Genomic DNA, 21,835 nt, shown 5'->3' with positions numbered 1-21,835 from the left:
GCGTAGTTTACCACTGCCGCACAAGAAGGTAATCAACTGTTGCTAAAATGCGCTTACCAGGGAATAAATTTATTGATGGCACAAATTCCGTTGAAAAATTGTACGTCCTGATCGCACATGATGTTGAACACCTGCGCCCACATCAGTATGCATACCAGTACGACAATGATCAGCACCACCCACCGAATTTTTTTCACTCCAACTCCACTCTCCGAATCCACATCTTATGCGACTAAATTATCATGCGTTACCTAAACCCAACGTTAACCTTAGCGGCATAAATATTTTTAGGAATGATTCACTTGTTTCATTCAGTGTACAAGCTAATTTTATAATAACGAGAAAAGATAAGAGGTTGTAATGCGTCTGATTATTCGCGCAATTGTATTGCTGGCTCTGGTTTGGATTGGTTTATTACTGAGTGGCTATGGCGTGCTGATAGGGAGTAAGGAGAACGCAGCAGGACTGGGTCTGCAATGCAAGTACCTGACGGCACGGGGCACCAGCACCGCACAGTACGTACATACCAGCAGCGGTATCATCGGCTTGTCGGACTGTCCCCTGTTAAGGAAAAGCACCGTCATTGTCGATAACGGTTAATATTGAAGCAAGAAAATTACCTGTTATTGGTGTCAGCTTGTATTAATTTTGCTCATTTAAAAAGCCCCGGTACAAAATACCTGGGGCTTTTGACCTATTGCGTATAAATCAAATCAGAATGGATAATCGTTATAACCCATTTGTTCTGAAATTTTTCGCGCAGCCGTGTGCAGCATTTCGACATATTCGTGTAAACGCTCTTCAGAAAAACGCAGAGTCGGGAATGAAATACTCAAACCTGCGATGACCACACCGAAACGATCAAAGACCGGAACGCCGATGCAGCGCAGTCCTTCTTCCTGCTCTTCGTTGTCTTCACCGTAGCCTTGCTCACGCACTTTATCCAGCAGCAGCAGCAACTCATCAGTGCTGGTGATCGTACGGTCGGTGCTGCGTTTGTATTCCACGCCTTCAAGAATCTGTTTTACTTCGTCACGGTCACGCCATGCCAGCAGTACTTTACCGATCGCCGTGCTGTATAACGGGTTACGACGTCCAACGCGAGAATACATGCGTAAATTGTACATCGAGTCGATTTTATGGATGTAGACAATGCTGTCTTCGTCCAGCGCACCGAGGTGGACCGTCTCTTTAGTTAAACGCGACAGTTCACGCATCTGAATATCAGCGCTACGGATCAGATCGACGTTTTGCAACGCACGAGCGCCCAGTTCAAACAGTTTCAGGGTCAGAGAGTATTTCTCAGACTCACCTTCCTGTGCCACATAACCCAGCGTTTTCATGGTCTGTAAAAAGCGATAAACGGTGCTTTTAGACATCATGACGCGTTGCGACAATTCGGTTATACCAATTTCGCGCTCTTCACCCAGCGCCTGCAGAATGCCAAAAACCTTCAGCACGGAAGAAACAGAATCGGGTTGTTTATCCAGATCTGCGATAGCCATTTATCACCTCATTACGAGTGTTTTATAAAAATCAGAACCGGTTTTTATTATAATTTCACGTACCGATGCTCGCAATCCATCTTTGCCCACTTAGTTACAAATCTGCGACATAACACCTGAATATCAATGCTAAAATTATTATTCTCATCATAATTTCCGACAATATTGACTTCCTATGGATAAATTTCAGGCCGATGGCCTGCCGCTGCCCCAACGATATGGCGCAATATTAACCATTATTATGGGTATTTCGATGGCCGTACTGGATGGTGCAATTGCCAATGTTGCCCTGCCGACGATTGCCGCCGATCTTCAGGCCTCCCCCGCCAGTTCAATTTGGGTCGTTAATGCCTATCAAATTGCGATAGTGGTTTCACTACTCTCATTTTCTTTTTTGGGCGACATGTTTGGCTACCGACGTATTTATAAATGCGGACTGGTCGTTTTTCTGCTCGCATCTCTCTTCTGCGCATTATCAGATTCCCTGCAGATGCTCACGCTGGCGCGCGTGGCACAAGGGTTTGGTGGAGCCGCATTAATGAGCGTGAATACGGCGCTGATCCGGCTTATTTACCCTCAACGCCAACTGGGGCGCGGAATGGGTATTAATTCATTCATCGTGGCGGTCTCGTCTGCTGCAGGTCCGACTATTGCCGCGGCGATCCTCTCTATTGCCTCATGGAAATGGTTGTTTTTGATTAACGTACCGCTTGGGATTATTGCTCTACTGCTGGCTATGCGCTTTTTGCCCGCAAACGCTGCACGCAGCAATAAACCCCGTTTTGATTTACCCAGCGCGGTGATGAATGCGTTAACGTTCGGTTTGCTGATAACTGCACTCAGTGGGTTTGCCCAGGGACAGTCACTCACGCTAATCGGGGCTGAACTGGCGGGACTGATCGTGGTGGGATATTTCTTTGTCCGTCGACAGCTGTCACTACCGGTACCGCTGTTACCGGTTGATCTACTACGCATACCGCTTTTTTCGCTCTCCATCGGCACCTCGATCTGTTCATTCTGCGCGCAAATGTTGGCCATGGTCTCTCTCCCCTTCTTTTTACAAACCGTGTTGGGTCGTAGTGAAGTTGAAACAGGTCTGTTGTTGACTCCATGGCCGCTGGCCACCATGGTTATGGCACCGCTGGCGGGTTACCTGATTGAGCGCGTCCACGCCGGGCTTTTAGGGGCATTAGGCATGGTAGTGATGGCGTGCGGGTTATTTTCTCTGGTGTTGCTGCCCTCCGCCCCGTCGGACTTCAATATTATCTGGCCGATGATTCTGTGCGGTGCTGGCTTTGGTCTGTTCCAGTCACCAAACAACCATACCATCATCACTTCCGCGCCGCGTGAACGCAGCGGTGGCGCAAGCGGGATGCTGGGAACGGCGCGTTTACTGGGTCAAAGCACCGGTGCCGCGTTAGTGGCGTTGATGTTGAATCAGTTTGGCGACAGCGGTACCCACATGTCTCTGCTGGCGGCTGGCATTCTGGCGACGCTTGCCGCTATTGTCAGCGGACTGCGGATCACCCAACCTCGGATTCAGGCGTAAAAAAAGCGCGTCTAACGACGCGCTTCTTCATTATTTAACCTGCTGCGGGTTATTTCAGGTATTCCCCACTGCGCAGCGCTTCAATACGCTTATCCAGCGGCGGGTGAGTCATAAACAGCTCACTCAGCGACTTAGATTTACCGTTGATGCAGAAGGCCATCATGCTGGTTGCTTCCTGCGGCTCATAGCTGGTTTTCAGCCGCTGCAGCGCAGCAATCATTTTCTCACGACCCACCAGTTTGGCAGAGCCTGCATCCGCATGGAATTCACGATGACGTGAGAACCACATGGTAATAATGCTCGCCAGAATACCAAACACCAGCTCCAGCACCGTCGCTACCGCGAAATAGATTAGCGGGTTGCCGTTGCTACCCTCACCTTCTTCACGGTTTCCGCCCATAAAGCCGGCGGCGAGTTGCGCCAGAATACGTGAGATAAAGATAACAAAGGTGTTCACCACGCCCTGGATCAGCGTCATGGTAACCATATCGCCATTGGCAATGTGGCTAATTTCATGTGCGATAACGGCTTCGGCTTCATCGGGACTCATGTTTTGCAACAAGCCGGTGCTGACAGCCACCAGCGACGCATCCCGGCGAGCGCCGGTCGCAAACGCGTTAATATCTGGCGCATGGTAAATAGCCACCTGCGGCATAGCGATCCCAGCCTGACGAGCCTGAGTTGCTACAGTATTCATCAGCCAGCGTTCTCTTTCATTACGGGGCTGTTCAATTACTTCCCCACCAACGGACTTTAACGCCATCCATTTGGACATCAGCAGCGAAATAAAGGAACCACCAAAACCAAACAGCAGAGCCATAATCAACAAGCCTTGAACGCTGCTTGACTGAATCCCTGTCAGGCTCAATACCAGCCCGAAAACGACCATCACAGCCAGGTTCGTCAGCAGGAAGAGCGCGATTCGCATCATAATTTTCTTTTAACCTCAGTTTAACAAAACGCACTATGCGATTACCCATATCGTATGGGTCTTACGGCTATTTTCAAGCATGCATACGTGCTAAGTCAGTAGAAAGACACAACTTTACATTTTACCGTATCAGACTGACGACTTCATACGCTTGTTAAAAAAACAGGCACAATTTCTTGTGCCTGTTGGATATTACTGTTTGGTCGCAGACTGTTCCGCTGGCTTGTCTTTTTCAAGACGCGCCAGGTCGAGCGCGATTTTCACCGTCTCATCGAGATACGGATCCGGCTCCTGGTAATCCTTCGGCAGATCGTCCAGTTTCTTCAGCGGCGGTTTACCTTCACGCTTCAAGCGATCGTTGATACGCGCCAGACGCAGGGCATCATCTTCGTTATTCTCTTTCTCACGCTGAGCGTAATTCAGAGACGCTATGTTGCGCTTATCTTTCAGGGCATTGAAACGAGCAATATCCTTCATGATGTACTGGAACTCAGGATCTTTAACGATACGCGCATTATGTTCTTTCAGTAATTCAGGACCAAACGGCGTTAAATTATCTGACTTCGCATAGGTTGCAGCATCAACGCTATCCCACGGTAAGGCGTTATCTTCGAACTTCTCACCGGTTTCAGTTTCTTCATTGCCTGTCGGCATGATGATATCCGGCGTCACGCCCTTACGTTGCGTGCTGCCACCGTTAACACGGTAGAATTTCTGGATAGTGTACTGAACGGAACCCAGCGCTGGCCATTCCGGACGCAGCATCTGATCGTAGATACGGTTCAGAGAACGGTACTGCTGCACGGTGCCTTTACCAAAGGTCGGTTCCCCGACGATTAACGCACGGCCGTAATCCTGCATTGCCGCGGCAAAAATCTCAGAAGCAGAAGCACTGAAACGGTCAACCAGCACCACCAGCGGGCCTTTATAGTAAACAACGCCGTCGGTATCACTGTCTTCGCGCACTTTACCGTTATTGTCGCGAACCTGAACAACAGGGCCAGAAGGAATAAACAGACCGGAAAGCGATACGGCTTCGGTCAGTGCACCACCACCGTTAGTGCGCAAATCGATGATCACGCTGCTAACATTCTGTTTTTCCAGCTTCTGCAGCTGAACTTTAACGTCATCCGTCAAGCCAACGTAGAAACCGGGAATATCGAGCACACCGACTTTTTCTTTGCCAACGGTTTTGACCGACATTTTAACAGCACGGTCTTCCAGACGAATACGTTCACGCGTTAGCGTAACGGTACGTGTCTTGGTGCCTTTACCGGCAGGCAGGATTTCAAGGCGAACCTTGCTACCCTTTGGTCCTTTGATCAGCGCGACAACGTCATCGAGACGCCAGCCAATCACATCAACGACGCCTTTACCAGCCTGGCCGACGCCAACAATACGATCGCCTACGCTTATCGCCTTGCTTTTGGCTGCCGGACCACCCGCTACCATTGAATTAATAACGGTATAGTCATCATCCATTTGCAGAACCGCGCCAATACCTTCCAGAGACAGGCTCATTTCGGTATTGAACTGTTCGGTATTCCGCGGAGACAGGTAGTTGGTATGCGGATCGATTTCACGCGCAAACGCCGTCATCGCCAGTGAGAACACATCTTCACTGTTAGTCTGCGCCAGACGGCGAATAGCAAATTTGTAACGACGGGTCAGCGTTTCACGAATTTCAGCATCGGTTTTACCGGTCAGTTTCAGGCTAAGTTCATCGAATTTAACCTTACCGTCCCACAATGCGTTTAGCTCGGCTTCGCTTTTTGGCCATGGGGCCTTGCTGCGATCGAGGTTAAACGTGTCGTTACCGGTGAAATCCATTGGACGCGCCAGCACGCTTAACGCGTACTGGTAACGTTCAAACCGGCGCTTTTGCGCCAGATTGTAGAGATCGTAAAAGACATCCAGCTTGCCCGTGCGCAGTTCATCACCGATGACGGTTTTCTTTTTAGCAAACTGCTCTATATCGCTCGCTAACAGCACGTTATGGCTGTAGTCGAGCAGATTCAGATAGCGGTCAAAAATTTTTGCCGAAAACGCCTGATCCAGATCGAACTGGCGATAATGAGAACGCGTAAAACGCGATGTGACACGTTCGCTCACCGTCGCGTGCTGCGTTTCTTCCTTCAGTATGGGGAGTTGATCGGCACGCGTGATGTCTTCCACAGCGAGTGCCTGGCCTGCTAATGCAAGCAGACCAGCTAACGCAGTAAGCCTAAAAAAAGTGTTCATGCCAGGCCAGGCCTCCGTTTCAGAACACCAAGTGTTCTGCGCGTACAATCAAAGACATACCCGAATTCAGCTGTACACGGACGCCATCTTTGGTGATTTCTAATACGGTGGCATCCATCGCATTATTACCTGCTTTCACCTTTAAAGACTGCCCTACCTTCAGCACTGAAATATCAGACACTGGGGTATGCTGTTCTTCGCGAGGAGCACGCGGTGCTTGAGCGGCCGGTTTTTCAGCGCGAGGTTTACGCTCTGCACCTTCTTTACGACGCGGAGCAGGACGCGGCTTACGCTCGCGACGCGGTGCGCCGTCTTTTTCACCCGCAGCAGCTGCCGCTTCGCGTTTTTTCGCCTGTTGCTCGGCACGCTGTGCCTGAACGCGGGCTTTTGCCTCTTCAAGCTGTTTGCGCGCATGTTCGACGTGTTGCTCATCCAGCTCACCGCATGGGTTGCCGTCGAGATCGACACGCGTTGCGCCCAGCTTAACGCCATACAGATAGCGCCAGCTTGAAGTGTAGAGACGTAAGGCAGAACGAAGCTGTGTCTTGCTGAGGTTCATTTCACCCTCAACACGCTCTACCAGATCCTGAAAAATGCCAATTTTCAGCGGGCGCGCTTCGCCTTCCGCACTAAAACATTGCGGGAAGCGTTCGGCCAGAAACGCGATAACTTCTTTACTGCTATTCAACTTAGGTTGATTTTCCATGAAATTTCCTGATTACAACGGACGTAGCCAACAAGCGCAGGCATGAACAGGCGTCATTATAATGACGTCATCAGTAATTGCTACGTTATCCGTTGATTATCCTGCGACGGTCGCAAAGAATTTTTTGTAATCCGTCATTGCAAGCACGGTTTCAAGCTGTGCCACAAGCGTACGCAGCCCCTGTTCATCCTCTTCAGTAAAGCGGCCAAACGCTGTGCTATCAATATCCAGCACGCCGATTATCTGATTTTCAACCATGATTGGCAGGACGATTTCAGCATTGCTGGCGGCATCGCAAGCAATATGCCCGTCAAAGGCGTGAACGTCTTCAATGCGCTGAACCTGGTTCTGCGCCACCGCTGTACCACACACGCCACGCCCAACAGGGATACGCACACAGGCGATCTTTCCCTGGAAGGGACCGAGCACCAGCGTGTCGTTTTCGAGCAGATAAAAACCAGCCCAGTTCACTTCTGAAAGACGTTCGTACAACAAGGCGCTGGTATTTGCCAACGTTGCCAGAAAACTGGTTTCACCTGCCATCAATGCGCGAAAATCACGGTTCAGATCCGTGTATAGCTCTATTTTGTTCATTATGTAATCACTTAGTTGTCTTACTTAAAACTGCAGCCTACTAAAATAAACATTAAATGCGTTAATGCTCAAGATCATTCCCGTCATGGGTTAAGATAACATTACTCTAACACTTTGATCCGCGATACATGGCCCTAAATACTCCACGCATCAAGCCATCCAAAAAAATAGCGATCAGGTCCGTCGGTGAGGCGCTACCCCGTGCGCACTACCAGCGTTGCCCCGAATGCGACATGCTATTTAGCTTGCCGAAAATGCGTTCGCACCAAAGTGCATACTGTCCCCGCTGTCAGGCAAAAATTCGTGACGGACGCGACTGGTCATTAACACGGCTGGCGGCAATGGCCTTCACCATGCTGCTGCTGATGCCTTTTGCCTGGGGAGAGCCGCTGTTACACATCTTTTTATTAGGCATTCGTATTGACGCCAATGTGGTTCAGGGGATCTGGCAAATGACCCGCCAGGGTGATCCACTCACCGCCTCCTTCGTGCTCTTTTGCGTGATGGGCGCGCCGATAATACTTGTCTCGTCCATTGCTTATCTGTGGTTAGGCAACATTCTCGGTATGAACCTGCGCCCGGTCCTGCTGATGCTGGAAAGGCTCAAAGAGTGGGTCATGCTCGACATTTACCTGGTCGGTATCGGCGTCGCGTCGATCAAAGTGCAGGACTACGCTTTCCTGCTGCCGGGCGTGGGACTGTATGCTTTTCTTGCGCTGGTGATCCTCAGTATTCTGACGCTGTCGCACCTCAACGTGGAACAGTTGTGGGACCGTTTTTACCCGCAAAGACCCGCACGGCGCCCCGATGAACAGCTTCGCGTGTGCCTCGGCTGCCATTTTACAGGCTATCCGGACACCCGCAGTCGCTGCCCGCGTTGCCATATTCCGTTGCGCTGGCGCAGGAATCAAAGCATACAAAAGTGCTGGGCCGCGCTGCTGGCCTCGATTGTCCTGCTGCTGCCTGCTAATCTGCTGCCCATCTCGGTTATTTACGTTAACGGATCCCGGCAGGAAGACACGATCCTGTCCGGCATTATGTCGCTGGCAAGCAGCAATGTTGGTGTCGCGGCAATCGTCTTTATCGCCAGTATTTTGGTGCCTTTCACCAAAGTGATCGTGATGCTTACCCTATTGATTAGCATCCATTTTAAATGTGAACAGGGCTTACGCACGCGCATTCTGCTACTGCGCATAGTGACGTGGATTGGCCGCTGGTCAATGTTGGATCTGTTTGTTATTGCCTTAACCATGTCGCTGATTAATCGCGACCAGATACTGGCTTTTACTATGGGACCGGCTGCGTTTTATTTCGGCGCAGCGGTAATTTTGACTATTCTTGCTGTGGAATGGCTGGACAGCCGCTTACTTTGGGATGCACATGAGTCAGGAAACGCCCGCTTCGCAGACTGAAGCGCAGATTAAAACAAAACGCCGCATTTCTCCATTCTGGCTGCTACCGTTCATCGCCCTGATGATCGCCGGGTGGCTGATCTGGGGAAGCTATGAAGACCGCGGCAACACCGTTACCATCGACTTTATGTCTGCAGATGGTATTGTGCCGGGCCGGACGCCTGTTCGCTATCAGGGTGTCGAAGTTGGCACGGTGCAGGATATCAGTCTCAGCAAAAATCTGCGTAAGATTGAAGTTCGCGTCAGCATCAAGGCCAGCATGAAAGATGCCCTGCGTAAAGATACGCAGTTCTGGCTGGTGACGCCAAAAGCCTCGCTGGCAGGCGTTTCCGGCCTCGACGCACTGGTTGGCGGAAACTATATCGGAATGATGCCCGGAACCGGAGAGCCGAGAGATCATTTCGTCGCCCTGGATACGCAGCCCAAGTATCGCCTGAATAACGGCGATTTAATGTTGCATCTGCATGCACCTGACCTCGGCTCCCTGAACAGCGGCTCGCTGGTATATTTCCGCAAAATACCGGTAGGCAGGGTATATGACTACACCATTAACCCCAATAATCAGGGCGTAACCATCGATGTGCTCATTGAGCGCCGATTTACTAATCTGGTCAAAAAAGGCAGCCGTTTCTGGAACGTGTCTGGGGTCAATGCGGATATCAGCCTCAGTGGGGCGAAGGTTAAGCTGGAAAGTCTGGCCGCACTGGTGAATGGTGCCATCGCCTTTGACTCACCGGAAGATTCACAGCCCGCTGTTGCCGACGATACATTTGGTCTGTATCAAGATCTTGCCCACAGCCAGCGCGGCGTGATCGTCAAGCTGGAATTACCCAGCGGTGATGGGCTAAAAGCAGGGTCCACATCGCTGATGTACCAGGGCCTGGAGGTCGGCGAACTGACGAAACTGGAACTTATCCCAGGAGGCAAAGTCACCGGCGAAATGACGGTGGATCCGAGCGTCGTCTCGTTGCTGCGGGACAATACGCGCATTGAACTGCGCAGCCCCAAATTGTCGTTGAGCGATGCAAACCTCAGTTCGCTGTTAACCGGTAAAACCTTCGAACTGGTCCCCGGCGAGGGCGAACCTCGCAGTCAGTTTGTAGTAGTTCCCGGCGAAAAATCCTTATTGCATGATCCAGGTGTGATGACGCTCACCCTGACTGCACCGGAAAGCTACGGCATTGAGGCGGGTCAACCGCTGATCCTGCATGGTGTCCAGGTTGGACAAGTGATTGAACGTACGCTGTCCAGCAAAGGCGTTTCCTTTACTGTTGCCATCGAACCCCAGCATCGCGACCTGGTACAAGGTGACAGCAAATTTGTGGTCAACAGTCGGGTTGACGTCAAAGTAGGCATTGACGGCGTGGAGTTCTTAGGAGCCAGTGCCAGCGAATGGATTAGCGGCGGTATTCGTATTTTACCCGGCACCAAAGGTGAAATGAAAACCAGCTATCCGCTTTATGCCAACCTGGAGAAAGCGATTGAAAACAGCCTGAGCGATCTGCCGACCACCACGCTCAGCCTGCGCGCCGAAACGTTGCCTGACGTTCAGGCCGGTTCAGTGGTGCTGTACCGTAAATTCGAAGTGGGTGAAGTGATTAGCGTGCGCCCTCGCGCCGATGCGTTTGATATCGACCTGCACATCAAACCGGAATACCGCAACCTGTTAACCAACAACAGCGTGTTCTGGGCAGAAGGCGGCGCAAAAGTTCAACTTAACGGTAGCGGACTGACCGTACAGGCTTCTCCGTTATCTCGCGCGCTAAAAGGGGCAATTAGCTTCGACAACCTGAGCGGTGCCAGCGCCAGCCAACGTAAAGGTGACAAGCGGATTCTGTACGCTTCTGAAACCGCCGCACGTGCGGTAGGCGGCCAAATTACCCTGCACGCCTTTGACGCCGGTAAGCTCGCCGCGGGCATGCCAATTCGCTATCTTGGCATCGATATTGGTCAGATCCAAACCCTGGAACTCATCACCGCACGCAATGAAGTGCAGGCGAAAGCGGTACTGTACCCGGAATATGTCCAGACCTTTGCGCGCAGCGGGACACGCTTCTCGGTAATTACCCCGCAAATCTCTGCAGCAGGTGTTGAGCACCTCGATACCATCTTGCAGCCTTATATTAACGTGGAGCCGGGTCGCGGGAATCCACGCCGTGATTTTGAGCTACAGGAAGCCACTATTACCGACTCGCGTTATCTTGATGGCCTGAGCATCGTGGTCGAAGCGCCGGAAGCCGGGTCGCTGAATATCGGCACTCCGGTTCTGTTCAGAGGTATCGAGGTGGGTACCGTCACCGGGCTGACGCTGGGTTCGCTTTCTGACCGCGTAATGATTGCCATGCGCATCAGCCAGCGCTATCAGCATCTGGTGCGTAATAACTCCGTGTTCTGGCTGGCATCCGGCTACAACCTCGACTTCGGCCTGACCGGCGGCGTGGTGAAAACCGGGACCTTTAATCAGTTCATTCGCGGCGGTATTGCCTTCGCCACTCCACCGGGTACGCCACTGGCACCAAAAGCACAGGCTGGAAAACACTTCCTGTTGCTGGAAAGCGAACCCAAAGAGTGGCGTGAATGGGGAACCGCCCTGCCGCGTTAATGACCCTCCTGCTCCGGCGTACTCGCGCCGGAGCAAATATGCTACACTGCGCGCCTGTTTTTTTTCCGGTGGTACCAAGTGGCTTATTTTCCTGACGCCTTTCTGACTCAAATGCGGGAAGCAATGCCTTCCACGCTCTCTTTCGATGATTTTCTCGCCGCCTGCCAGCGTCCGTTACGACGCAGCATTCGTGTCAATACGCTGAAAATCTCCGTTGCCGATTTCCTCGCCTTAACGGCACCTTACGGCTGGTCGCTCACGCCGATCCCCTGGTGTGAAGAAGGGTTCTGGATCGAGCGTGACGAAGAGCAGTCAGTCCCACTGGGCAGCACCGCCGAGCATTTAAGTGGGCTGTTTTATATTCAGGAAGCCAGTTCAATGCTGCCGGTTGCCGCGCTGTTTGCCGAAGGGAATACTCCGGATCGGGTAATGGACGTAGCCGCCGCGCCGGGTTCAAAAACCACGCAAATCGCCGCAAAAATGAAGAATAAGGGCGCGATCCTGGCCAATGAGTTTTCCGCCAGTCGCGTTAAAGTGCTGCATGCCAATATCAGCCGCTGTGGGATCGCTAACGTTGCCCTCACCCACTTTGACGGACGCGTATTTGGCGCAGCGTTGCCAGAATCTTTCGATGCCATCCTACTGGACGCACCGTGCTCCGGTGAAGGCGTGGTGCGTAAAGATCCCGATGCGCTGAAAAACTGGTCCGTCGCCAGTAATCTTGAGATTGCCGCCACCCAGCGCGAACTGCTCGACAGCGCATTTCATGCTTTACGCCCTGGCGGCACGCTGGTGTATTCCACCTGTACGCTGAACCGTGATGAAAATGAACTCGTCATGCAGTGGCTGCTAGAAACCTATCCGGACGCCGTGGAGTTTCTCCCATTAGGTGATTTATTCCCGGATGCTGAACGCGCGCTGACGCCAGAAGGTTTTCTGCATGTCTTCCCGCAAATTTACGACTGCGAAGGATTCTTTGTTGCCCGTTTGCGAAAAACAGCCGCTATCCCTCCTCTGCCTGCCCCTAAATATAAGGTCGGCAATTTCCCGTTCAGCCCATTGAAAGGTCGTGAAACCGCACAAATCACCGCGGCGGCAAACGCCAGCGGATTACAATGGGAAGACAATCTTCGCCTCTGGCAGCGTGATAAAGAAGTCTGGCTATTCCCTGTTGAGATTGAATCACTGATTGGTAAAGTGCGGTTTTCCCGCCTCGGGATTAAGCTGGCTGAAACCCACAATAAAGGGTACCGCTGGCAACATGAGGCCGTCATCGCTCTCGCCAACCCACATCACCGCAACGCGTTCGAACTGAACCTTGAAGAAGCAGAAGAGTGGTATCGCGGCAGAGATGTCTACCCGCAGACCGCGCCTGCCAGCGACGACGTGCTGGTCACCTTCCAGCACCAGCCGATTGGGCTGGCAAAACGGATTGGTTCACGGTTGAAGAACAGCTATCCACGCGATCTTGTCCGGGATGGCAAACTCTTTACAGGATAACGCACGTTTTTACTGGCGCTTTTGCTCACGTTGACTACGCTGAAAAATGGACGGCCTAACTGGTCGTACCACAACCAGCAAATTGACGGAGAGCACGATGATGAAAACCAGTGTGCGCATTGGCGCTTTTGAAATCGACGACGCCGAGTTACACGGCGAATCGCCGGGAGACCGAACGTTAACCATTCCGTGTAAATCCGATCCGGATTTATGTATGCAACTGGACGCCTGGGATGCCGATACTAGCATCCCGGCCCTCCTTAATGGCGAACATTCTGTTCTATTCCGCGAGCACTACGATCGTAAGTCAGATGCCTGGATCATGCGTTTTGCCTGATTCAAAAAGAACCCGTCGCCAGACGGGTTATTTATGTCTTCATTTCCCCCACGCAGTAACCTCTTCTACACTATCGGTACGGCAGTATAATTTGGGGATGGAATGTTCACGCTGGTTCTTTTTGTTTGCTACCTGGATGGCGGTTGTGAAGATATCGTGGTCGATGTCTACAATACGGAACAGCAGTGCCTTATTTCGATGGACGATCAGCGGATTCGCAATGGCGGATGCCTGCCAGCAGATGGCTACATCGACAGCTTCTGGCGACCTGCGCAGGAATATAGCGATTTTTGATTATTGTAATTGCACCATCGTTAGCTCGCCGCCGAATACCGCACCGGTATCGATATAGTGCAGGTTATCAACGTCCAGACGATGGCGCAGCGGCGTATGACCAAACCAGAAATGGTCCGCGCCACCAATTCCGCCACTTTTGTTCATCAACCGCGAGCGATCCCACAATACCCGCTGTAAATCGACATGCTTTTGCCATTGATATTCATCATCCGGGTAATCGGCATGGGCAATAACATGCACACCATTCTGACAGCGCAGTTCCACAATCCAGGGTAATTGCTGACACGCCTCAAGCGCATGCCTCGCCGCCGGTTGCACGGCATGGGTAAACCACTCTCCCCCGTTCATTTGCCACAGCAACTGTTCTCCCGTTGTCAGCGCATCCAGCGCCATCTGCTCATGATTCCCCCTGACCGCTACCATCCAGTTTTTACGCAATAACACCAGACAGCGCAAACTGTCTGGTCCACGGTCAATCACATCACCGACTGAAACCAGCAGATCCTGCCACGGATCAAAACGGCACTGGCGCAATTTAGCCATCAACATGGAAAAACAGCCGTGGAGATCCCCCACCACCCAGACGTGGCGCCAACGCGTACCTTCTATTCTCTGGTAGACAGCATCAGGGTGTTCCATTCGACCTCCCGGATAGAGCGATCGCCCTTATAATAATTTAACAATAGCAGCAAAAAAGCCTGGACGATTGAGGGGCGGAGTATGGTATGGTTTGGGAAGAATACAGCATGCGACACGCAGTGTTTTGTCCTGGACGGCATCGTATTCGACAGATAAAAAGAGACCGAATACGATTCCTGTATTCGGTCCAGGGAAATGGCTCTTGGGAGAGAGCCGTGCGCTAAAAGTTGGCATTAATGCAGGCTAAGTTACCCTGCCATTTAAGAATAGATGACAGCGCCAGGTTTTCCAGTCCGCGACCAAAGTGGCCTGAAAAAAAGGACGATTGTCACCCGCTAGAATGCAAAAACCGCAAGTTCTGCAGCCAGAACGTTGCGGTTTTTTATTGGAAATCAGAAAGCTACATCTGACAATTAACAGAGCTTTTCTGCACGCTCAATAAACGGGGCCAGGCTCATTTTGTCGCCAGGCTTTGCCGGATCGTCAATCTGGATAATGTCGATCGGTTTGGCGGTCGTTTTACCGCTTGCTACCTGCTGTCTGGCAATATCGTTCAGCGGGTATTGCACCAGCGTGCTGGGGTTGATGACATACAGCGCATTACCCGGTCGGCACGTCAGCATCACTTCTTCGCGATTAAACGCCCACTTGTCTTTGCCAACCTCAAAGCGACTGACGGTAATAACCTGCGGCGCGGCCAATGCAGCTCCTGAACTTGCCAGCAGTAACACAGAGATAATCAATTTTTTCATACGTTTTGCCAGTCCATCAGAACGGTTCCAGGGTTGCAAACAGGCTGACGATTGCCAGCACGACGGCCCCTATTCCCCATTCAATCTTAGTCATCCAAATAAAATAGAGAGTCATGCAGCGATTATCCTGCTGCATACGTGGTACGAGAACATACCGGTTCGCCAGCGCAATCGCCACCATTAGCGCGACCAGCACACATTTTAACAACAGAAGTTGCCCATAGGCTGCATGCCAGGGAAAGGATAATCCGACAATAAACAGGCCGTTGGTGATGCCCGTCAGCAAGACGCCAATTACGAAAAGATGCCCAAAGCGGGAAAAACGCATCATGGTGGCGATCGCCTGTTGTTGCCAGCGGCCTTGCGCCATTCTCATACAGTAAAGAACGGGCAGCAAGCCGCCAAACCAGGCAGCGGCGCAGACCAGATGCAGAGCGTGATTAAGCTGCTGCACCGCCCGCGTTGCGCCGTCATGCAGCGTCGCATGTCCGACACCGGCTAATAAAATACACTGCGCAATCGTCAGCATCAGCAGCAGTCGTGACATACTGCGCGGCACAATGAGGGTCACCACCAGCGTAACCAGAGCGAGGATAATTTGCCACAGCCATACGCCGCCAAACTGCGTTTGCAGGACTGCTCCCCATATATCAACGGAGAAAACATCCTGCCAGCCGGACCCCATTAATCCCCCCTGGACAGCCAGCATCAGCGTCGCGCTGATAAAGCTCCACATCGCAGCATGGCGTTGCAGGCGCATAAAACGGCGCATCATTAAACGTCGTACCGAAACAGGTGCCAACCAGGCGCCGTACAGCGCACAGCCAAATACCAGCATTAAAGAGGTGAAATGGATAAACCGCAGCGTAACCCAGGTGAATGCCAGCATCGTTTTATTTCACGCTAAAGGTATAGTGTCCTTTGGTTTTGTGACCGTCTACCGACACAACGTGCCAGTCAACCGTATATTTTCCGGCGTCCAGCGATTGTTCCACAGGAACGATCAGTTGCGTCTTATCCTGCTCATTACGCGTCGCCTTACCCGTTTTAATCGGCTGCTGCTGTGGGCCTGTCAGCGTTGCACCGCTGAATGCAGGTTCAACGCCCTCTGAAAAATTCAGGGTCAGCGCCTTAGGAGACGCGGTAATCTGCGCATTCGCCGCCGGATTTAGTTGCGTCAGGTGTGCATGTGCCAGTGCGGCAGGAGAAATCAACGTGGAGACGAGAGCGATGAGAGCAAAGCGAAGTGAGGATGCAGATGAAGCCATATCAACTATTCCTTTTTGTTATGTCTAATCTATAGAGAATAACCTTCTACAATGAACGAGTCGAGAATCATCAATTCAGGCTTGCCATTAGCGCACACTCTTAGTAACTTTTGCGCGCTACGGGATACCTATAAGGAGAAACGCATGAATCTGGCCAAACTCGAACAATCTGAAATGGATAAGGTCAATGTTGACCTGGCCGCCGCTGGTGTCGCCTTTAAAGAGCGCTATAATATGCCTGTTTTTGCCGAAGTCGTCGAACGTGAGCAACCCGCACACCTGCGAGACTGGTTTCGTGAACGGTTAATTGCGCATCGTTTAGCGTCCGTTTCCCTCTCACGTTTACCTTACGAGCCGAAAGTTAAATAAACCTTATAATACGTTACGATTCCTTACATGATGACTGCTACAGTATAAGTATATTCTTAATCTATACTTTAGAGATGATTGTAGACACTATGAAAAGGAAGTCATTATGTCACACTGGAAAATTGCCGCAGCGCAGTATGAACCGCTTCAAACCTCACTAACTGAACACGTCGCCCATCACCTGCAATTCATCAGGGCGGCGGCCAAATGCCAATGTGAATTGCTGGTTTTCCCCTCCCTTTCTCTATTAGGTTGTATGGATGAAAGCGATGAGCTGCCAGCCCCACCCGATGAATCTCTGTTGCAGCCCCTCGCCCACGCCGCGGCGACGTATCGCATGACCATTATTGTGGGATTGCCGGTTGAACATAACGAACGTTTTGTGAAAGGTATGGCGCTTTTTTCGCCGTGGATGACCGCCCCCTTAATGTTCCACCAGAGCCATGGGGCTTGTATTGCCAGACAGCGAAATACCATTAGCGTTGTCGACAGCCAGCCAGAAGGCATCGATATTGATCCTGCGTTTTCACTGTTTACCACCTGCCAGTGCGTCAGCGAATCTGAACTTCTCTCATCAACCTCTCGCCTGCAACGTTTCTCGCATCAGTTCGCCATTGCGGTACTGATGGCCAATGCGCGCGGAAGCAGCGCATTATGGGATGAACGGGGCCGTTTAATTGTTCGCGCGGACAGCGGCTCACTGCTCTTAACCGGCAAGCGCACCTCTCAGGGTTGGCAAGGCGATATCATTCCATTACGCTAGGCGTTTTCGGCCAGGAGCATGGCATGCTGCGCATAATAGATACAGAAACCTGCGGTCTGCAGGGAGGCATTGTTGAGATCGCATCTGTCGATGTGGTTGATGGCAAAATTGTGAATCCGATGAGCCACCTGGTGCGACCCGACCGCCCCATCAGCCCGCAGGCAATGGCGATACATCGGATTACGGAAGCCATGGTGGCGGATAAACCGTGGATTGAAGACGTCATCCATCATTATTACGGTAGCGAGTGGTACGTCGCGCACAACGCCAGTTTCGACCGTCGCGTATTGCCGGACATGCCTGGGGAATGGATTTGCACGATGAAGCTGTCCCGCCGCCTGTGGCCGGGGATAAAATACAGCAACATGGCGCTGTATAATTCCCGCAAGCTGAGCGTACAAACCCCCGTTGGTTTGCATCAGCACCGCGCGCTATACGATTGCTACATTACCGCGGCACTGCTGATCGACATCATGAACACCTCAGGCTGGTCGGCAGAGCAAATGGTCGAGATCACCGGTCGCCCTGCGCTGTTAACCACATTTACCTTTGGTAAATACCGCGGTAAACCCGTTTCCGAGGTGGCAGAACGCGATCCGGGCTATCTGCGCTGGCTGTTTAATAACCTTGACAGTATGAGCCCGGAACTGCGGTTAACATTGAAGCACTATCTGGATAACGCCTAGACGGCCGCGTTGCCGGGCAACGTCCCCTGAGCCAGGCCAATCAAAAAGGCGAACTCAAGGGCCACACCTTCATAAGATTTAAAACGTCCGGACTTGCCGCCGTGACCGGAGTCCATATCCGTACACAGCAACAGTAGATTGTCGTCCGTTTTCAGCTCCCTCAGTTTCGCTACCCACTTTGCCGGTTCCCAGTATTGCACCTGGGAGTCGTGAAGCCCGGTGGTGACCAGCAGATGCGGATAAGCCTGTGTGGTGACGTTATCGTATGGGCTGTAGCTTTTCATGTAAGCGTAATATTCTACATCCTGCGGGTTGCCCCACTCTTCAAATTCTCCGGTGGTGAGCGGGATCGACTCGTCCAGCATCGTTGTGACTACGTCAACAAACGGCACTTGGGCAACCACGCCATGAAATAACTCCGGACGTTCGTTAATGGCGTCCCCCATCAGCATTCCACCCGCGCTTCCTCCCATGCCGTAGCAGAGTGAAGCCGCTCCGTAGCCCAGTTTGAGCAGCGCGTCACAGACGTCGAGATAATCGTTGAAGGTATTTTTCTTCTGCAAGAATTTACCGTCTTCGTACCACTGCTGCCCCAGCTCGCCACCGCCACGGACGTGGGCAATAGCATATACAAAGCCGCGATCCAGCAGGCTCAAACGGCTGCTGCTGAAATCAGCATCCATGCTGGCGCCATACGAACCATATCCATATACCAGCAGTGGATTTTTCCCTTTTTGGAAATGCCGCTGATGATAAACCAGTGAAACCGGCACCTCTACGCCATCACGGGCGGTTACCCACACATGCTCGCTGCGGTAGTTTGTCGCATCAAAACCGGGGACATCCGTCTGTTTGAGCACCCGTCGCTCTCCGGTGTCCATATCCAGTTCAAATAGCGTGTCCGGTGTCGTCATGGATGAATAACCATAGCGCAGCCGCGACGTCTCCGGTTCGGGATTATAAGCAAGCCAGGTGACATAAGCCGGGTCGTCAAAGGCAATCCCAACCACTTCACGCGTCTTACGGTTGATCTGCCGCAGGCTGGTTAAGCCCTGCTGACGTTCTTCCACCACCAGCCAATCGGTAAACAGCGTAAACCCTTCCAGCATAACGTTTTCACGCGGCGGAATTAACGCTTCCCAGGTCTGTTCATCACGCACACGGGTACGGTACAGACCAAAGTTTTTACCCTGTCGGTTAGATCGCAGATAAAACGCGTGTTGATAGTGATCGAGGCTGTACTCATGGTCTTTACGCCGCGGTAAAAAAACCAACGGTTCAGCGTCGGCCAGCTCAGCGTCAAGCAGCAGAACCTCACTGGTGGTCGCACTGGCAATATGAATAACGACATAATGCTGCGAAGTCGTTTTGTGCAGACTGACATAAAACATATCGTCTGCCTCTTCATATACCAGCCTGTCTTCGGATGACGGCGAACCGATGGTGTGTCGCCAGACCTGATACGGCAGTAATGTTGTTTCATGCTTACGCACGTAGTAGAAAGTTTGCGAGTCGTTGGCCCAGACGAGTTCAGGCTCGACGTTGTCGAGGACTTCCGGATACCAGTTACCGCTTTGCAGATTGCGAAAACGCACACCATATTGCCGGCGCGAGAGATAATCCTCAGCCAGCGCCATGATGGTGTTGTCCGGGGAGATTGCCAGACCGCCCAGTGTATAAAACTCGCTGTGAGCTGCGCGCTGGTTTCCGTCCAGCAACGTATCCCAGGCATCCCACTCTTCGCTGAGCGCAGACTGACGCTGGTAAATGGCATACTCACAACCGGGCTCATAGATATGCCGGTAGCGATAACCGTTTTTCACGTAGGGAGCCGAAACATCCTGCGGGGGAATACGGTCGATAATTTCTTTCAGCACGCGATCCTGTAATGCCTGCTGTGAGGCCATAACCTGGCGACCATAAGCATTTTCTTGCTGCAGGTAATCGAGGACCTCTGGCTGCGAGCGCGTGTCATCTCGCAACCAGTAATAATTATCGACGCGGGTGTCGCCATGTTGCGTCATGGCGTGTGGAATACGAGGAGCGTTCGGTAGCATGTCATTGTTCTTTTGCTTAATCATCCTATAAGGGTGGCAAAAGTCAGCAATGATGCAAGCGAAATATGCTCCTGCGCCGTAACTATTTAGCCCGGCAATGCCTGTTTTTGTTGCTTAAGATCTTGCTCAATACCGTCTCGAACATCCTGCGGGATCTTTAACGCATCGCCCAGCGCGTTCAGATAGCTGCGCTCCATAAAGTGGTCGATATCAATCGCCGCACAGCTGAGGAAGTAGATTTCCAGCGCCTCTTCTTCGTTGCGGATCCCCTGTGCCAGACGCTGAGGATCCAGCGGTTGCTCAATGGCGCGTTCAATCAGGATACGTCCCTGGTCTTCTACTCCCGCTTCACGCAGCTGCTGATCGATGGCCGCACGCTCTTTTGCATTGATATGACCATCGCTTTTTGCCGCAAAAACCAGCGCGAGGATCAGGCGTTCAGTCCGCTCATCCACCGGCGTACTTTGCACGCCAAACTGCGGCTCATCCTGATGCGCCGTGCGGACTTTATCTTTGTATTTGTTCCATAACACGCTGCCAGCCACCGCGCCGCCACCAACGAGCAGCGCACTGGTGCCGTATTTGGTCAACAATTTGCGCGAGGATTTATTGGCTACCAGTAACCCCGCCAGTCCGCCTAATGCGCCGGGAACCAGCAATTTGCTCAGTCCCTGATCGCCCGAAGAAGACGCGGAAGATCCTTTTTGCCCAAGAAGAGATTGCAGTTGATTCAGCCAGTTAGCCATTTTGCCCCTCAAATACTGACGATTAATTATCACAGCGTACCCGAGGGGATGTCAGGAAGTGTCTATTGTAGCAAAAGATGCGCAAATACCAGGTTACTGCGCCAGATACTCTGCGCTGCCCGTTTTGCAATCAACCTTCACCTGATAGCGAATATCCGCACTTTTGCCGCGCACGGTAAGTGGTACCGTCCACTGCCCGTCTTTGCCGACAATGTCCTGTGGATTAACCCAGGCAACGGGATCGAGTTGTCCCAGTTTTTTCTGATCGTCAGCCCAGCGCACGATACGATTTTGCTGATAATCACGTTTCACGCTCGCAGCAATACCGTCGGCGTTCAGTCCCTCACACTTGGGAAACTGAACGGTCTTACTTTCCGTATTTGCAGCAAAGGTCGACACGCTGGCGGATAACAGCAGCAGGCTTAACAGCGTTTTTCTTTTATTCATTCTTTTCTCCTTTATCCCCTTCGTCCTTCAGGCCGCAGAAATGCAACGCGAAATCAGTTGGGTACAGCACAATGATTCAGGGAAAAGCATGGTACAAAACGCCGGGAGCGCAAGTCGGATCAGGCTGCTTGTGTGTCATCTCCGTCGGACGCCGTGTTTTCTACTGCCTGAGGCGACGGCAGTTTGCCGTTTTTCAGGATCGCACTTAGCACGTCTTTTTGCTCGGCCAGCCACAGAGAAAGCGCTTCACGCTGTTCATCTTCCAGCGCGACCGGCGACTGCTCCAGCCAGGTGTCTAGCAGGTCTGCTGTATCCAGCATTTTGTCATACGCATCGGCTTCCTTTTTGCTGGTAAACGACATTTTTTCCTCACCTTCCCGAATGACTACGTATTTAACTTCAACCGCCATTTTGCAGCCTCTTAAATTACCTGT

General features: G+C 51.9%; 24 protein-coding genes. 10 read left to right on the top strand and 14 right to left on the bottom strand.

Annotated features, from left to right (window positions below):
• Nucleotides 1-53: 53 nt before the first annotated feature.
• Nucleotides 54-197, bottom strand: coding sequence for a PhoP/PhoQ regulatory lipoprotein MgrB (gene mgrB, locus AC3ITF_RS09010; RefSeq protein ID WP_115258239.1), 144 nt, complete (start codon nt 195-197; stop codon nt 54-56).
• A 163-nt stretch (nt 198-360) separates the two neighbouring features.
• Here mgrB and AC3ITF_RS09005 point away from each other — a divergent pair, with 163 nt between their 5' ends.
• Nucleotides 361-600 carry a YobH family protein gene (locus AC3ITF_RS09005; RefSeq protein ID WP_096756702.1) on the top strand — a complete coding sequence of 80 codons (240 nt, stop codon included), beginning with the start codon at nt 361-363 and terminating at the stop codon, nt 598-600.
• 113 nt (nt 601-713) lie between these two features.
• Here the strand turns inward: AC3ITF_RS09005 and kdgR are convergent, their stop codons facing one another.
• Complete coding sequence (gene kdgR, locus AC3ITF_RS09000; protein WP_096756701.1) at nt 714-1,505, bottom strand: DNA-binding transcriptional regulator KdgR; 792 nt, start codon at nt 1,503-1,505, stop codon at nt 714-716.
• Between the two features lie 175 nt (nt 1,506-1,680).
• On the opposite strand from kdgR, the gene AC3ITF_RS08995 reads away from it, so the two are divergent.
• Nucleotides 1,681-3,054: an MFS transporter gene (locus AC3ITF_RS08995; RefSeq protein WP_137362928.1), complete on the top strand. Its 1,374-nt coding sequence runs from the start codon at nt 1,681-1,683 to the stop codon at nt 3,052-3,054.
• Between the two features lie 49 nt (nt 3,055-3,103).
• Here AC3ITF_RS08995 and htpX read toward each other — a convergent pair whose 3' ends face one another.
• The 4 genes from htpX to AC3ITF_RS08975 form a co-directional block, all read right to left on the bottom strand.
• Nucleotides 3,104-3,985, bottom strand: coding sequence for a protease HtpX (gene htpX / locus AC3ITF_RS08990; protein ID WP_096756699.1), 882 nt, complete (start codon nt 3,983-3,985; stop codon nt 3,104-3,106).
• 192 nt (nt 3,986-4,177) lie between these two features.
• Nucleotides 4,178-6,226 (bottom strand): carboxy terminal-processing peptidase, encoded by a 2,049-nt coding sequence (prc, locus tag AC3ITF_RS08985; protein ID WP_096756698.1) that lies wholly within the window; start codon nt 6,224-6,226, stop codon nt 4,178-4,180.
• Between the two features lie 19 nt (nt 6,227-6,245).
• Entirely contained in the window at nt 6,246-6,932 is a 687-nt protein-coding gene (gene proQ, locus AC3ITF_RS08980) for an RNA chaperone ProQ (RefSeq protein WP_096756697.1), read from the bottom strand.
• A gap of 96 nt (nt 6,933-7,028) precedes the next feature.
• Entirely contained in the window at nt 7,029-7,526 is a 498-nt protein-coding gene (locus tag AC3ITF_RS08975) for a GAF domain-containing protein (protein ID WP_096756696.1), read from the bottom strand.
• Nucleotides 7,527-7,654: 128 nt separating this feature from the next.
• On the opposite strand from AC3ITF_RS08975, the gene yebS reads away from it, so the two are divergent.
• From yebS to AC3ITF_RS08950, 5 genes are all read left to right on the top strand, one after another.
• Nucleotides 7,655-8,938 carry a membrane integrity lipid transport subunit YebS gene (yebS, locus tag AC3ITF_RS08970; protein ID WP_096756695.1) on the top strand — a complete coding sequence of 428 codons (1,284 nt, stop codon included), beginning with the start codon at nt 7,655-7,657 and terminating at the stop codon, nt 8,936-8,938.
• On the top strand, nt 8,907-11,540 hold the full coding sequence (locus AC3ITF_RS08965; RefSeq protein ID WP_117342936.1) for a PqiB family protein: 2,634 nt from the start codon (nt 8,907-8,909) through the stop codon (nt 11,538-11,540). The genes yebS and AC3ITF_RS08965 overlap by 32 nt, the downstream gene beginning before the upstream one ends.
• 111 nt (nt 11,541-11,651) lie before the next feature.
• On the top strand, nt 11,652-13,040 hold the full coding sequence (rsmF, locus tag AC3ITF_RS08960; RefSeq protein WP_208642064.1) for a 16S rRNA (cytosine(1407)-C(5))-methyltransferase RsmF: 1,389 nt from the start codon (nt 11,652-11,654) through the stop codon (nt 13,038-13,040).
• A gap of 100 nt (nt 13,041-13,140) precedes the next feature.
• Complete coding sequence (locus AC3ITF_RS08955; protein ID WP_489176438.1) at nt 13,141-13,377, top strand: YebV family protein; 237 nt, start codon at nt 13,141-13,143, stop codon at nt 13,375-13,377.
• Nucleotides 13,378-13,479: 102 nt separating this feature from the next.
• Nucleotides 13,480-13,671: a YdfD/YebW family protein gene (locus AC3ITF_RS08950; RefSeq protein WP_045444034.1), complete on the top strand. Its 192-nt coding sequence runs from the start codon at nt 13,480-13,482 to the stop codon at nt 13,669-13,671.
• Here the strand turns inward: AC3ITF_RS08950 and pphA are convergent, their stop codons facing one another.
• The 4 genes from pphA to yobA all read right to left on the bottom strand — a co-directional run bounded on the left by pphA (nt 13,672) and on the right by yobA (nt 16,333).
• On the bottom strand, nt 13,672-14,313 hold the full coding sequence (pphA, locus tag AC3ITF_RS08945) for a protein-serine/threonine phosphatase (RefSeq protein WP_146716932.1): 642 nt from the start codon (nt 14,311-14,313) through the stop codon (nt 13,672-13,674).
• A 413-nt stretch (nt 14,314-14,726) separates the two neighbouring features.
• Complete coding sequence (locus AC3ITF_RS08940; RefSeq protein WP_181491268.1) at nt 14,727-15,065, bottom strand: YebY family protein; 339 nt, start codon at nt 15,063-15,065, stop codon at nt 14,727-14,729.
• Nucleotides 15,066-15,081: 16 nt separating this feature from the next.
• Entirely contained in the window at nt 15,082-15,954 is an 873-nt protein-coding gene (copD, locus tag AC3ITF_RS08935) for a copper homeostasis membrane protein CopD (RefSeq protein ID WP_115258190.1), read from the bottom strand.
• Nucleotides 15,955-15,958: 4 nt separating this feature from the next.
• Nucleotides 15,959-16,333, bottom strand: a complete 375-nt coding sequence (gene yobA, locus AC3ITF_RS08930) for a CopC domain-containing protein YobA (RefSeq protein ID WP_489176350.1) — start codon at nt 16,331-16,333, stop codon at nt 15,959-15,961.
• A 144-nt stretch (nt 16,334-16,477) separates the two neighbouring features.
• Here yobA and AC3ITF_RS08925 point away from each other — a divergent pair, with 144 nt between their 5' ends.
• The 3 genes from AC3ITF_RS08925 (at nt 16,478) to exoX (ending at nt 18,151) form a co-directional block, all read left to right on the top strand.
• A complete protein-coding gene (locus AC3ITF_RS08925) occupies nt 16,478-16,702 on the top strand; it encodes a DNA polymerase III subunit theta (RefSeq protein ID WP_489176349.1) in 225 nt (74 codons plus the stop codon).
• A gap of 106 nt (nt 16,703-16,808) precedes the next feature.
• The gene (locus AC3ITF_RS08920; protein ID WP_115258187.1) at nt 16,809-17,465 is read left to right on the top strand and encodes a carbon-nitrogen hydrolase family protein; all 657 of its coding nucleotides are present in this window, start codon (nt 16,809-16,811) and stop codon (nt 17,463-17,465) included.
• Nucleotides 17,466-17,488: 23 nt separating this feature from the next.
• Nucleotides 17,489-18,151 (top strand): exodeoxyribonuclease X, encoded by a 663-nt coding sequence (gene exoX, locus AC3ITF_RS08915; RefSeq protein ID WP_096756686.1) that lies wholly within the window; start codon nt 17,489-17,491, stop codon nt 18,149-18,151.
• Here the strand turns inward: exoX and ptrB are convergent.
• From ptrB to yebG, 4 genes are all read right to left on the bottom strand, one after another.
• Nucleotides 18,148-20,208: an oligopeptidase B gene (ptrB, locus tag AC3ITF_RS08910; protein ID WP_489176348.1), complete on the bottom strand. Its 2,061-nt coding sequence runs from the start codon at nt 20,206-20,208 to the stop codon at nt 18,148-18,150. The two genes, exoX and ptrB, sit on opposite strands and share 4 nt — an antisense overlap.
• A gap of 86 nt (nt 20,209-20,294) precedes the next feature.
• Nucleotides 20,295-20,954, bottom strand: coding sequence for a tellurite resistance TerB family protein (locus tag AC3ITF_RS08905; protein WP_489176347.1), 660 nt, complete (start codon nt 20,952-20,954; stop codon nt 20,295-20,297).
• 93 nt (nt 20,955-21,047) lie between these two features.
• Complete coding sequence (yebF, locus tag AC3ITF_RS08900) at nt 21,048-21,401, bottom strand: protein YebF (RefSeq protein WP_096756683.1); 354 nt, start codon at nt 21,399-21,401, stop codon at nt 21,048-21,050.
• Between the two features lie 119 nt (nt 21,402-21,520).
• Nucleotides 21,521-21,811, bottom strand: coding sequence for a DNA damage-inducible protein YebG (yebG, locus tag AC3ITF_RS08895; protein WP_115258185.1), 291 nt, complete (start codon nt 21,809-21,811; stop codon nt 21,521-21,523).
• Nucleotides 21,812-21,835 lie beyond the last annotated feature (24 nt).

This window comes from Citrobacter sp. KH_055_1, from assembly GCF_057838705.1.
This window is presented reverse-complemented; position numbering and strand designations above follow the sequence as displayed.

Excerpts from the sequence above, each read along its gene's own strand:
- AC3ITF_RS09005 (WP_096756702.1), top strand. The coding sequence starts at position 361 with ATGCGTCTGATTATTCGCGCAATTGTATTGCTGGCTCTGGTTTGGATT.
- kdgR (WP_096756701.1), bottom strand. The coding sequence starts at position 1,505 with ATGGCTATCGCAGATCTGGATAAACAACCCGATTCTGTTTCTTCCGTG.
- AC3ITF_RS08995 (WP_137362928.1), top strand. The coding sequence starts at position 1,681 with ATGGATAAATTTCAGGCCGATGGCCTGCCGCTGCCCCAACGATATGGC.
- htpX (WP_096756699.1), bottom strand. The coding sequence starts at position 3,985 with ATGATGCGAATCGCGCTCTTCCTGCTGACGAACCTGGCTGTGATGGTC.
- prc (WP_096756698.1), bottom strand. The coding sequence starts at position 6,226 with ATGAACACTTTTTTTAGGCTTACTGCGTTAGCTGGTCTGCTTGCATTA.
- proQ (WP_096756697.1), bottom strand. The coding sequence starts at position 6,932 with ATGGAAAATCAACCTAAGTTGAATAGCAGTAAAGAAGTTATCGCGTTT.
- AC3ITF_RS08975 (WP_096756696.1), bottom strand. The coding sequence starts at position 7,526 with ATGAACAAAATAGAGCTATACACGGATCTGAACCGTGATTTTCGCGCA.
- yebS (WP_096756695.1), top strand. The coding sequence starts at position 7,655 with ATGGCCCTAAATACTCCACGCATCAAGCCATCCAAAAAAATAGCGATC.
- AC3ITF_RS08965 (WP_117342936.1), top strand. The coding sequence starts at position 8,907 with ATGAGTCAGGAAACGCCCGCTTCGCAGACTGAAGCGCAGATTAAAACA.
- rsmF (WP_208642064.1), top strand. The coding sequence starts at position 11,652 with ATGCGGGAAGCAATGCCTTCCACGCTCTCTTTCGATGATTTTCTCGCC.
- AC3ITF_RS08955 (WP_489176438.1), top strand. The coding sequence starts at position 13,141 with ATGAAAACCAGTGTGCGCATTGGCGCTTTTGAAATCGACGACGCCGAG.
- AC3ITF_RS08950 (WP_045444034.1), top strand. The coding sequence starts at position 13,480 with ATGTTCACGCTGGTTCTTTTTGTTTGCTACCTGGATGGCGGTTGTGAA.
- pphA (WP_146716932.1), bottom strand. The coding sequence starts at position 14,313 with ATGGAACACCCTGATGCTGTCTACCAGAGAATAGAAGGTACGCGTTGG.
- AC3ITF_RS08940 (WP_181491268.1), bottom strand. The coding sequence starts at position 15,065 with ATGAAAAAATTGATTATCTCTGTGTTACTGCTGGCAAGTTCAGGAGCT.
- copD (WP_115258190.1), bottom strand. The coding sequence starts at position 15,954 with ATGCTGGCATTCACCTGGGTTACGCTGCGGTTTATCCATTTCACCTCT.
- yobA (WP_489176350.1), bottom strand. The coding sequence starts at position 16,333 with ATGGCTTCATCTGCATCCTCACTTCGCTTTGCTCTCATCGCTCTCGTC.
- AC3ITF_RS08925 (WP_489176349.1), top strand. The coding sequence starts at position 16,478 with ATGAATCTGGCCAAACTCGAACAATCTGAAATGGATAAGGTCAATGTT.
- AC3ITF_RS08920 (WP_115258187.1), top strand. The coding sequence starts at position 16,809 with ATGTCACACTGGAAAATTGCCGCAGCGCAGTATGAACCGCTTCAAACC.
- exoX (WP_096756686.1), top strand. The coding sequence starts at position 17,489 with ATGCTGCGCATAATAGATACAGAAACCTGCGGTCTGCAGGGAGGCATT.
- ptrB (WP_489176348.1), bottom strand. The coding sequence starts at position 20,208 with ATGCTACCGAACGCTCCTCGTATTCCACACGCCATGACGCAACATGGC.
- AC3ITF_RS08905 (WP_489176347.1), bottom strand. The coding sequence starts at position 20,954 with ATGGCTAACTGGCTGAATCAACTGCAATCTCTTCTTGGGCAAAAAGGA.
- yebF (WP_096756683.1), bottom strand. The coding sequence starts at position 21,401 with ATGAATAAAAGAAAAACGCTGTTAAGCCTGCTGCTGTTATCCGCCAGC.
- yebG (WP_115258185.1), bottom strand. The coding sequence starts at position 21,811 with ATGGCGGTTGAAGTTAAATACGTAGTCATTCGGGAAGGTGAGGAAAAA.